Origin of the sequence: Paenibacillus sp. S150, from assembly GCF_019352175.1 — a bacterium.
Classification (GTDB): Bacteria; Bacillota; Bacilli; order Paenibacillales; family Paenibacillaceae; genus Paenibacillus_AQ.
On record NZ_JACBYI010000002.1, the window covers coordinates 38,673 to 51,071 of the forward strand.

At 53.3% G+C, this 12,399-nt stretch carries 8 protein-coding genes; all 8 read left to right on the forward strand.

Features of this window, described 5'->3' with window-relative positions:
• Positions 1–184: 184 nt before the first annotated feature.
• Positions 185–1,132: an ArsR/SmtB family transcription factor gene (locus HYD27_RS02770; RefSeq protein WP_219211210.1), complete on the forward strand. Its 948-nt coding sequence runs from the start codon at positions 185–187 to the stop codon at positions 1,130–1,132.
• Positions 1,133–1,305: 173 nt separating this feature from the next.
• Positions 1,306–2,667 carry an ABC transporter substrate-binding protein gene (locus tag HYD27_RS02775; RefSeq protein WP_228744948.1) on the forward strand — a complete coding sequence of 454 codons (1,362 nt, stop codon included), beginning with the start codon at positions 1,306–1,308 and terminating at the stop codon, positions 2,665–2,667.
• A 175-nt stretch (positions 2,668–2,842) separates the two neighbouring features.
• The gene (locus HYD27_RS02780; RefSeq protein WP_219211211.1) at positions 2,843–3,733 is read left to right on the forward strand and encodes a carbohydrate ABC transporter permease; all 891 of its coding nucleotides are present in this window, start codon (positions 2,843–2,845) and stop codon (positions 3,731–3,733) included.
• Entirely contained in the window at positions 3,733–4,539 is an 807-nt protein-coding gene (locus tag HYD27_RS02785; protein ID WP_219211212.1) for a carbohydrate ABC transporter permease, read from the forward strand. Before HYD27_RS02780 ends, HYD27_RS02785 begins: the two co-directional genes overlap by 1 nt.
• Positions 4,540–4,614: 75 nt before the next feature.
• A complete protein-coding gene (locus HYD27_RS02790; protein ID WP_219211214.1) occupies positions 4,615–6,375 on the forward strand; it encodes a glycoside hydrolase family 2 protein in 1,761 nt (586 codons plus the stop codon).
• Positions 6,376–6,430: 55 nt separating this feature from the next.
• A complete protein-coding gene (locus HYD27_RS02795) occupies positions 6,431–8,584 on the forward strand; it encodes a sialidase family protein (RefSeq protein WP_219211216.1) in 2,154 nt (717 codons plus the stop codon).
• Positions 8,585–9,001: 417 nt separating this feature from the next.
• A complete protein-coding gene (locus HYD27_RS02800; RefSeq protein ID WP_219211218.1) occupies positions 9,002–10,600 on the forward strand; it encodes a response regulator in 1,599 nt (532 codons plus the stop codon).
• A 37-nt stretch (positions 10,601–10,637) separates the two neighbouring features.
• Positions 10,638–12,398, forward strand: a complete 1,761-nt coding sequence (locus tag HYD27_RS02805) for a cache domain-containing sensor histidine kinase (RefSeq protein ID WP_219211221.1) — start codon at positions 10,638–10,640, stop codon at positions 12,396–12,398.
• Position 12,399: the final 1 nt, after the last annotated feature.

Below are 12,399 nucleotides of genomic sequence, written 5' to 3' on the forward strand. Positions count from 1 at the left end.
CCATGGCTGGCGGGCCTATGGCCGCTGCCGGATGAGGGGACAGGAGCGAGGATTCCGCCTGATTCCTTTGTTTGAGATTAAGAATAGGGCCTATACGGTATATTCCCGGTGGATATCGGTTGATTTTGTGACTCCGAGCACGTACTATTAATTGTATTACTTAGGGTTCGAAGGAGTGTAGTCCGTGCTGGAGCTTGGTTTTGATGATCCGGAGAAGCTGGTGTCGGTGGCGCATGCGCTGTCTACCCGCTCCCGGGTCGATATTCTCCATTTATTGAATTCCCGGAGCTTGAACGTGATCGAAATCGCCGAAGCGCTGAAGCTGCCCGTATCCACGGTAGCCAACAATGTGAAGGTGCTTGAAGCGGCCCGGCTGATCAACACGGAGCTGCTGCCTGCATCCCGCGGGGCGATGAAGGTGTGCAGCCGCAATTACGATGATATCCATATCGCCCTGAATGAGGAGAAGGCTGTTCCGAGAGGGGCTGTGCGTATCTTCGAAATTGAGGTGCCCATCGGCCATTACAGCGATTGCGAGGTACACCCGACCTGCGGCATGGCGGATGCCGAAGAGATGCTGATCCGTGAAGATGAGCCCTCCAGCTTTTATCATCCCAAGCATGTGGGCGCGCAGATTATCTGGTTCCGCAAGGGGTATCTGGAATATTTGCTGCCGCTGGAGGTGCCGAAAGGGGCAAGAGTCGAAATGCTGGAGCTGTCCATGGAAATATGCTCGGAAGCGCCCAATTACGACAACAACTGGCCATCGGATATATCGGTATGGATCAACGGGGTGGAGATTGGCATGTGGACCAGCCCGGGCGATTTCGGAGGCCGGCGGGGCAAGCTGAATCCGGTCTGGTGGAGAGACTCGTCCACGCAATACGGCCTGCTTAAGACGTGGCGGATTGACATGGACAAGACCACGCTTGATATGGAAAAGGTATCGGATGTAAGCCTCGGCCAGCTTAATTTGACACAAAGCCCGAAAATCCGGCTGCGGATTGGCGTCCATCCCGATTCCATCCATCAAGGCGGTGTCAACCTGTTCGGGCGGGGGTTCGGCGACCATGCGCAGGAAATTATGATGAAGCTGAGCTTTATCCGGGATGAAGAAGAACAGAACCATTAGATACAGTTAATCTGTAACTAATGGTTTTTTTGCATGCTTATTATTACTAAAATACAAAATGAAAGCGTTGACAATATAAAAATGGTTTCTTATAATCGGCTTAAGATACAAAATAATTGTAATAAAACAAATAAACCGTTTTGTATCTAGTTTACAATAAAGGGGAGACAGGAATGAAGAAAAGAAATACCGCTTTTCTGGGCTTGGCCTTCATGCTCTCATTTTCACTGGTACTTGGCGCTTGCGGCGGAAGCAACAATGCAGGCGGTTCATCGAACGGCAATAACGGCAGCAGCCCGGCTCCCGCCGGGAACAACAGCACCGGGGGAAATACCGGAGGCGAGGGAAGCGGCGAAACGGTCAACCTATCCTTCTGGACCCTGTTCGACGGCGGCGACGGGGACAACATGCAGAAGCTGGTCGATGAATTCAACAAAAGCCACTCTGACATTAAGGTGAAAAACACGAAGCTGGTCTGGGCGGAATATTACACGAAGCTGATTACCTCCGTAGGCAACGGCAACGGCCCGGATATCGGCATTTCCCATACTTCCCGGCTGCCGGATCTGATCAATCAAGGGGTTGTCACCGATCTGGACGCGGTGGCCGGCGAGGCGGCCGTGGACTGGTCAACCTTTAATCAAAATCTGCTGGATGCAACGGTTGTGGACGGAAAACATTACGCAGTGCCGATTGATACCCATCCTTTTATCATGTATTACAACAAAAAGCTGCTGAAGGACGCAGGACTTCTTGGCGATGACGGCAAGCCGGTGCTTGAGCAATCCGCAGACGGCTTCCTGGCCTTCCTGAAGACCTTGAAAGAGAAGCTTCCGGCCAAAACAACCCCGTTTGCCCTTTCCAATACCAATGACGACCCTTACCGCTTATGGTGGGCGCTGTACTCGCAGCTCGGCGGCAACGATCTGATCTCGGACGATCTGCAGAAAGCCGAAATTGACAAAGCTAAAGGCATCCAGGCGGCTGAATATATTCAGAAGCTGTTCACCGAAGGCTATATCAAGAAAAATGATCCCGACTTCTACAAAAACTTCCAGAGCGGTACAGCGGCTGTGATGATGACGGGTGTCTGGGCAACCGGAACCTGGGAAACGACGAAGGAGCTTGAATTCGGGGCGATGCCGATTCCGAAGCTGTTCGAGCAGGAAGCAACCTGGGGCGATTCGCACACAATCATTTTACCGCTGACCAAAGCCGAGGACCCTGCCAAACGGAAGGCTGCGCTGATCTTCGCCGACTATGTAGCCGAGAACGGCCAGATTTGGGCCAAAGCAGGCCATATCCCCTCCAAGCCTTCTGTCCTTGAGAAGCAGGAATACAAAGATATGCCTTACCGCAGCGATTATGCCGCTGTTGCCAGTACGGTAAAATTCAATAAACCTTCGACCAAGACATGGCAAATCCGTGATAATGTCTCTTTCAAGATCCTCAATGAAGTTTGGGCGAACAAGATGAAACCGGCTGAAGCCATGGACAAAATGGAGGCAGGCGTGCAGAAAGAGCTTGATAAATAAAAACGGCAGCCGGTGATGCATAGGCCTGGCGTCGGCGGGCGGCGGGCCTGTGTTCAAATATAAGAATTTATATGTTTCACAATATAAATTATCCTTTTATTTCTCGCTGAAGCACCCCGTCTTTAAAAGGACGGCGCAGCCGTTTCCACTTGCTTTTTGGGGAGAGGTGACCTGAATGAAGATGAAAAAACTGAGGGCGGATGTGCAGGCGCTGCTGTTCCTGGTTCCCTTTTTGATAGTATATGGCCTGTTCACCATCTGGCCGATGTTCAAGGGCGTGGAAATGACCTTTTATAAATGGACGCTGATCCGCAAAATGGAATTTCTGGGCTGGGACAATTACAGCCGGGTGCTGCAGGACAGGGAGGTGTGGGAAGCGCTCGGGCATTCGCTCATCTTCGTCGTGCTGACGACGCCGACCATGCTCGTGCTGTCCATTTCACTGGCGCTGATCGCGAACCGCAAGTCCGTGCTGCAAAAGTTCTACCGCAGTATTTTCTTTATCCCCAGCGTGCTGTCTGTGGCGGTGGCTTCCTATCTGGGGCTGTTTGTGTTCCAGCCATATACCGGCCTGGTGAATTCCGTGCTCCATTTACTGCGGCTGCTGCCCGGTGATACGGAAATTTTCTGGCTGACGGAGACCCGTCTGGCCTGGATCGTCATTACGCTGATTACCCTCTGGTGGACGGTAGGGTTCAACTTTATCCTGCATTTATCGGCGATTCAGGAGATTCCCGATGAGATTTACGAGGCGGCCCGCCTGGACGGAGCGGATGACCGGCAGATGTTCTGGCGGATTACGCTGCCCTATCTGGCTCCGATTACGAAGACGATCACCATGCTGCAGATTATCGCTTCCTTCAAGGTGTTCATGCAGATCTACATTGTTACCGGAGGCGGTCCGCTGGATCAGACCCGGCCCATCATACAACTGATTTATCAGACCGGCTTCAAGAGCAATGATCTCGGCTATGCGGCCACGATGTCCTATCTGCTGTTCGTGATTCTGCTGGTGCTGTCGGCGCTGCAATATGGGATGAATAACCGCAAAGGAGCGGATCTGTAATGAAATGGGTCTACCGCATTGTGTCATTGTTTATGGCTGTGCTGTTCGCGGGGCCGCTGGTATGGATGCTGTTCGTATCGTTCAAGGAAGAGGGCATGAAGATCATCACAGTGCTGGACTGGTTCAGCCCGCCGTATTCGCTGGAGGTCTACAAAGAGATTCTTGGCGGGACGAAGCTGACGGACTGGATCGCGAACAGCCTGCTTGTGGCTGCTTTTGTCACGGTGCTGACCGTAGCCGCTGCGGCTCTGGCCGGATTCGCCTTGTCCAAAATTCCCTTCCGCTACCGGACGCTGATGTTTTTTGTCGTCCTTGCCGGCCTGCTGATTCCCGGTGAAGCCACGATTATTCCGCTGTACCAGGTGGCGAAGGATATGAATCTGCTGAACTCTTATCAGGGATTGATTATTCCGGCGCTGGCATCTCCAGTAGCGGTAATTGTGCTGAAAAGCTTTTTTGACGGCATTCCGAACGACCTGCTGGAGAGTGTGCAGATGGACGGGGGAGGAAGCTGGAGGATCTTCATGCGCATCATGCTGCCGCTCTGCCGTCCCGCACTGGCTTCCATGGCCATTTTGACATTCATCGGCTCCTGGAACAATTTTCTGTGGCCCTTCCTGTCCATCACGGACGACAATCTGTTCACGCTGCCGATGGGTATTCCGACCCTGATGAGCCAGTATTCGGAGGATTATGTCAAGCCGATGGTCATCAACGCGATTGCTTCCATTCCGATCATTGTGCTGTTTGTTATTTTTGAACGCCAGATTGTCAAGGGAATCAGCATGTCAGGGATTAAGGGATAAGGCGGCAGAGCAGCAGATTGAGCTTAAGAGAAAAAGACAAAAAAGACGAGATATGGAGAGGACAGGTGCAGTTTCATGACGACAAAAGCTTATATTCCGGGGTATCCCAGACCGCAATTTGTACGCAAGGAATGGCTTGCTCTGGACGGAGAATGGAATTTCAGCTTTGATGATGCCAACAGTGGAGAAGCGGAGGCATGGTACGCGAAATTTCCGCAGGGCGTGCAGATTACGGTTCCGTTCACGTATGAGACGGCGGCCAGCGGGATCGGCATTCAGGAATTCCACCCCAATGTCTGGTATGAGCGAACGCTGGACCTTCCTGCGGAGAACGCCGGGAAGCGGGCGATTCTGCATTTTCAGGGGGTTGATTACCGGGCCAAATGCTGGGTGAACGGCTCTTATGCTGGCGTGCATGAAGGCGGCTATGCTGCGTTTTCCTTTGATATCACCCCGTATGTGACATTCGGTGCAGCCAACCGGATTGTACTTAAGGCGGAAGACAGTCTGGATTGCACGCAGCCCCGGGGCAAGCAGCGCTGGGTAGCTGACAATTTTGAATGCTTCTACGTGCAGACGACGGGGATCTGGAAATCCGTCTGGCTGGAATGTGTAAGCGAAGCACGGATTGATTCCGTGAAAATGACGCCGGATGTCGACCGGCATATGATCCGCTTCGATTTCCGGATTGCCGGCCTTAAGGCCGGCCAGGAGCTTATGCTCGATGTGCTGATTACTCTGAAAGGCCGGCAGGTCAAGCGGTTCAGCCTGAGCGCGGACCGTGACCTGGTGAGCATTGAGGCGGATGTATGGCATGAAGTCGGGGGGCCATGGAAGCAATCCCTGTGGTCGCCGGAGGCGCCGAATCTGTATGACGTTGAATTCAGGCTGCTCCGCGGACAGGAGAGCGTGGACCATGTGTATTCCTATTTCGGAATGCGCAAAATTTCCATTGAAAACGGCCAGATTCTCCTTAACAACAGGCCCTTGTACCAGCGCCTGATTCTGGATCAGGGCTACTGGCAGGACAGCCATCTGACGCCGCCCAGCGAGCAGGCGCTGATCGATGACATCGGCTGGATTGCCGAAATGGGCTACAACGGCCTCCGCAAGCATATGAAGATCGAGGATGCCCGCTTCTTGTACTGGTGCGATGTGAAGGGGATGCTGGTCTGGTCGGAAATGCCCGCCACCTACGAATTCAATGATCTTGCCGTCCAGCGCTTCACCCGGGAATGGCTGGAGATTGTGCCGCAGCAGTATAACCATCCGTGCATCATCACCTGGGTTCCGTTCAACGAATCCTGGGGTATTCCTGCCATTGCCCATGATGTCAGACAGCAGAAATTCACAGAAGGCATCTATCACCTGACCAAAGCCATTGACCCCTCTCGTCCTGTTGTCACCAACGATGGCTGGGAGCACACCGTATCGGATATTCTGACGCTGCATGATTATGTGGAGGCGGGAGAACAGTTCCTGGCCCATTACGCCGACAAAACCTCTATTGTTGACAATGGCGTCTCCTTCAATAACTACAAATTTGCGTGGGCCGAAGGATACGCCTATAAAGGCCAGCCGGTCATTATCAGTGAGTTCGGCGGCATCGCCTTTCAGACGGTCAGCGGCTGGGGCTATGGAAATCAGGTGAAGACAGAGCAGGATTTCCTGGCGCGCTTCCAGGCGATCACTGCGGCAATCCAAGCGACCCCGTTCATCAGCGGCTACTGCTATACCCAGGTCAGCGATGTGCAGCAGGAAGTGAATGGCCTTTTGACGGAGGACCGCAAGCCTAAAGTGCCTTTTGACAAAATCCGCGAAATCAATCTGGGCTGACGGTTCCTTGGAGTATGGTGTCTTGCAAGAGAAACCCATCCAAAGGAGATGTACCATGAAGAAATGGACAGGTGCAATCATTGTGCTGTTGTTAATGTTCTCGCTCGTACCCGGAGTGTCCGCAGAGGGCGGACCGGCTGCTGTTCAGAGTGAGACAACGGTAAGCAATCCGGCGGTCTTCGCGGATGCGGGAACGGATTTCAGAGGCATCAGTCCGGGGACCTTCGGCTCGGAATACGGGCGCATGCTGAAGCTGTCCGGCGGCAATTGGCTTGCGGTGTACACGATCTATGACAATAACGGCTACACGCGCGACACGAACGGAGGCACCAGGCTCCAAGTGGCGGGAAGTACCGACAATGCCCGCACCTGGACCGTTCTGAGCACGATCAGCGACCCCGGTAAGGACCTCGACAACGGCCAATTGCTTGAGCTGCCCAGCGGGGACATCCTGATGGGCGCCCGCTCTGTGCGCTGGGAGGAAGCCTATTACCTTCCTGTATATAAAAGTACGGATGGAGGTGCGACCTGGACCCATCTCAGCACTATCGACAGCAATGCCGGAGCACCCGGAAGCCTGGGGAATCCGCCGCAGGGAATCTATGAGCCGCATTTGGGCTTTTTGGCCGATGGGCGTATAGCGGTCTACTATGCCAGTGAAAAGTATGCAGCCGGCTCTCCGGCGTACAGCCAGGTCATCTCGCTGAAAATTTCACCGGACAGCGGTGCCACCTGGGGCAATGAAATATTCGCAGCCTGGGATACGGGGAATTCGGCCTCCCGGCCGGGAATGCCGGTCTGGACAAAGATGAACAACGGGAAATATCTTCTGGTCTTCGAGGTTTGCGGTACGGCAGGCTGCAATATTTACTCCAAGGTGTCGGAGGACGGAGCCACCTGGGCCAGCGGACTCGGCAATCCGGTTCCCGGCCAGAACGGCGCGCCCTATGTTCTGTCGCTCAGCGACGGACGGCTGGCGGTTACCGCCAACAGCAGCACTCTCTCATTCAGCAATGACTATGGTGCCACCTGGTATACGAATGATCAGGCGCTCTGGCCGGGCGGCTTCCCGGATTATATCTGGCCCAGTCTGTATCAGACCGGAACCGGCGAGCTTGCGGCCATGACCTCTGCTGTCCGGGCTGCGGGCGGGCACAACGTCAGAATAAAGTTCCTGACGCTGCCCGCTTCCTTCAGCGACAGCTTCAATGATGGCGATGATACGGGCTGGACGAAATATGAAGGCGCCTGGAGCGTGTCGGGCGGGGCTTACAGCGTAAACTCAACCAGTGCGGCAAAGTCAATCGTCAGTCCATATGTGTCTTTGGTGAATTATACGGCCGAAGCAGACATCACGCTGTCAAACGGCGGTCAGGCCAGTCTGATCTTTGATGTAACGGGGCCGGGCAACGGCACAGACAGCTTCAAGGGGTACGGTGCCGGCATCGACACCTCGGGCACGGTCTGGCTGGGCAGGTTCAATAACAATTACAGCCAGCTGGCAAGCGCGCCTGCGGCCATAGCTGCCGGGGGCACCTATCACCTGAAGGTGGTAAAAAATTCCGGGAGGATTCATGTCTATCTGGATAATGTGCTGAAGCTGGATTATACGGATACGGCCTACAGCCGAGGCACGGTGGGCCTGCGCGGCGGCTTTGGCAATACCGCCAAGTTCGACAATGTACAGGTGACTCCGCATACTTACCTGAACAGCTTCGACAGCAATACAGATACGGAGTGGACCCGTTATGGCGGCACATGGACGTTGACCGGAGGGGTGTACACTGTTGCTTCACCGGCCGCTTTTGCCAAATCGGTGCTTAACCAGCGGACCAGCGGCTTGAACTATACGGTTGAAGGCAGCATCAGGATCAATGACAGCGGGGAAGGCAGCCTGATCTGGAATACCCAGGGCTTGGCCGCAGGAACCGACAGCTTCAGGGGGTATGGAGCGGGGATCAGCACGACCGGCTCCGTCTGGCTGGGCAAGTTCAATAACAATTATACAAATCTCGGCAGTGCTTCCCTGCCCATAACCCCGGGCACCTGGTACACAGTCAAAGTTGTTGTAACCGGATTCCGCATGCAGGTCTACGTGAACAACACACTGTATATCGATAAAAAAGACACTTCCTACAATAACGGTTCTTTGGGAGTCAGAGCCGGCTACAACAACAATGTCAGCTTCGATAATCTTAAGATGTATTAACACTGCTTAAATGGATAAGGTATTTATTGCATAGGGTGCTTATAATGAAAGACGGCTTGCAATTCGATTGTGAATTGGAGCCGTCTTTTTATTTGTTTGGGAAGCTGATCCAAGTGGGAAATTGTTGATTCTTCATAACCTGATCATATGAAAGCGCACCCGGCTAAAGGGGGAAATGAGAGGTAAATCTAAAAAAACTGCTCTTTTCCATTAAAAAGCTTCACTCAAGCTTCCGGCCTGGCATGTTACAGTAAAGCTGGATGCCTCTCTTCATCGGCAGACAGCAGGAGGCATTGGCAAATCTTGAGCAACGTGATGCAGTGGACAAAGATGAGGGCGGGTCTGATATGATAGAGGTACAGGCAGACAGCCGCCGTGTGAAGATATAGAAGAAGACAGACTTGCGGAGGGATTGCGATGGTCAGAAGCATACGGGTATTGCTGGCGGACGATGAACCGGTGATCCTGCGCGGCTTGAAGAAGCTGATTTCCTGGGAGAGCCTGGGCCTTGATATTGTCGGCGAAGCGAATGACGGGACCGAGCTGAAGGCGCTGATTGAGACCTGCCATCCTGATTTGGTAATCAGCGATATCAGCATGCCGGGCTTCAGCGGAATTGATATTATACGGGATATTCATGAGTCGGGGCGCCCGATTAAGGTTGTATTTATCAGTGCCTATCAGGAATTCAGCTATGCCCGGCAGGCGATTCAGTACGGGGCGCTCGACTACCTCGTCAAACCTGTGAATACAGGGCAGCTCGAGCAGGTGGTGGGCCGGGCCGTGGCCGTGATCCGCCAGGAATCGGAAGAAGAGCGCAACAAGGAAATGCTCAAATCGTATGAACGGAAAAATCATTCCATTACCATTGAGGAGCTGCTTGAGCGCTTAACCGACGGCAACAAGGGGGCTGCGGCCGCGCTTGCCCGCATGGGAAATATAGCGATTACCCGTTATGCCAGCGTATGTGTGGTAGAGACGGATGAATATGTCGTCCAGACCTCCCGCTGGGAGGAGCGTGAACGCAAGCTGGTGGAGTTTGCCCTGTCCAATATTATCAAAGAAACGGTGGATGCCGCAGGGAATGGCTATGTTTTCCGCAAAGGGGAGCGATTCGCAGTTTTACTGCAGCATGAGCAGGAGGCTGAACCGGAGCAGATCATGCAGGATCTCCATCACAAAATCAACAGCTACCTGAAGCTGCAGGTATCCATCGGGATTGGACAGCCGGCAAGTGGAATAGAGGAAGCAGACGAATCGTACCGCAGTGCTTTGAAAGCGTTAAAATACAGGTATTTTTCGGGCCTCAACCGCGTGCTCACGGACAGTGCGGAGACTCATGGAAATCCGGCGGGGGTAACCGAATGGACGGCAGCGCAGGCTTCGCTTGCGGAAGCGCTTAAATCGCTGGACAAGGAGCAGCTTCCGGTTCTGGCGGGCAAGCTTCTGGAAACGGTCCGACTTCTGTCGGGAGACAGCAGGAACCAGGCGGTAACCCATGTGTATAACTCCATCATCCAACTGGAACAGGAGCTTGCGGGCTTCGGCGTGGATGCCGGCTTGGTTGGCCCCGAGGATAAGCCTTTGCTGGAGAAGCTGACGGATGCGCCGACCTTTGCCGCGCTTGGGCAGCAGTTTGAGGATACTTTGAAGAGACTGGCCGACCAATTGGCCTGCAAAATCTCCGGTAAGGAAATGCCTCAGCTGCTGCAGGTCAAGGCTTTTGTCGAAGAGCATTATGCGGAGAATATTACCCTGGAGTCGATAGCGGCGCTGGTCTATATGAATCCCTACTACTTCAGCAGCTTTTTCAAGAAACATACCGGACAGAACTTTAAGCATTATGTCACTGAGGTGAGAATGGGGCATGCGCTGCGGCTGCTGCTGCAGAGTGATCTGATGGTCTATGAGATTGCGGACCGGGTCGGCTATAACAATGCCCGTCATTTCAGTGATATGTTCAAGAAGCATTTCGGCAAGCTGCCCCAGGAGTACAAGCAATCGGTCAAGAATTAACATTCAAGCTTATATCTAGAGAAAAGGGGGAATATCCTTGCTGATCCGGGGGCGAAGATCCAGAAGCATTTTCGTCAAATTTTCTGCATCCTTCCTGCTGGTCGGGCTGATTCCCCTGCTGGCGCTCAGCTTTTTCTCGGTGAAGACCTTCTCCAGCTATGTGGAACGGTATACCACGAGCAATTTGCAGCAGATGGTGCTGTATATGAGCTATAATCTGAATTCGGCATTCAACCAGTACAATGAAGTGTCCAAGCTGATGTATACCGGCCGTTACGAAGGCTTTATTGACAGCTACAAGCAGGACCAGACCACCAATGTCAATGAGCTGGAGCAGATCAACACCATTCCGATCGATTCTTTTCTGAAGACTGTCCTGTTCAGTGATCCTTATATCTCAAGCGCTGTATTTATCCGCCAGTCCGACGGCAAGCTGTATTCCCAGGAGAAGGAGAACCGCTCGCTGGACACCAATATGTTTCCCGCCGCCGAGTGGCTGGAGACGATGAAGCCCAGTCCGTCCGAGGTGGCGATATTCCCCACGCATACGGACGAATATTTCTTCCGCTCAAGCAGGCAGGTATTTACCATTGGGCGCAGCCTGATTGATACCTCGGGGCGGGTGACCAAGGAGCCCAAGGTGGTCGGCACATTGTTTCTGGATATCGATACTTCGCTCTTTGAACAGTTCTTCCGGGAGCTTAGCCTGGGGGCACAGGACGAGCTCTACCTGCTGGATGGCGGGGGCAAGGTATATTTCAGCAATCAGAACCTCCCGGCAGGAATTATGGAGGATACCGTTCAAAAGAACAGCGAAATGCTCGAGCTCAGCGAGGCCGTTCCTTTTCTGAATGGCAAGGTCATTGCGCGGATTCACCGCGGCAGCCTGTTCGAGCAGCTGTTGTCCGCCAGAACCGCCGTCTACATTGCCATTATTATTTGTGCTTTTGTCATGATTGTGATGGGGGCCTGGTTCTCCCGCCGGCTTGCCGCCCCGATCCGCGAATTGATCAAGCAAATGACGGTGGTGGAATCCGGGAAGCTGGATATTCAGCTGTCAGTGAACACAAATGATGAGATGGGCAGGCTCGCCCACGGGTTCAACCGGATGGTGGAACGGCTGCAGGTCTATATTGATGAAGCGTATGTGGCCCAAATCAAGCAGAAGCAGACCGAACTGAGTGCTCTCAAAAGCCAGATCCGGCCCCATTATCTGTACAATACGCTTGAAGTGATTAGGATGAACGCCGTAGATAAGGAAGCGGGTGAGGTCGCTGACATGATTCTTGCCCTGTCCAACGAACTGAAATATGTGATCGACTACGGGGAGGACCGGGTCAGCATCCGCGCCGAGCTGGAGCATTTGCAGAATTATTTCTACATTATTTCCGTCCGCTTCGAGAACCGGTATGAGCTGCATCTGGATATTGCCCCGGATATTCAAATGGACTGGCCGATCCTGAAGCTCTCGCTGCAGCCGATTGTGGAGAATGCGGTACAGCATGGACTGCGGCGGCAGGGGAAAGGAACCGTAGGAATTACGATGGAAAAGAAGGACGGTTTGCTTGCGATTACCATCTATGACAACGGGGTCGGCATGAGCAGGGAAGCCTTGGAGCGGATTACCCAAACGCTGGAGGATACGGAAGCCCCGAGCAAAAACGTGGGTCTGAAAAATGTCCATGAGCGGGTACGCTCGATTTTTGGGCAAGAATACGGGTTGTCGGTCAGCAGCCGCGAGCATATCGGAACCTCGGTAACACTGCTGTTCCCGATTATGGGTGTTATCCGGGAATAAT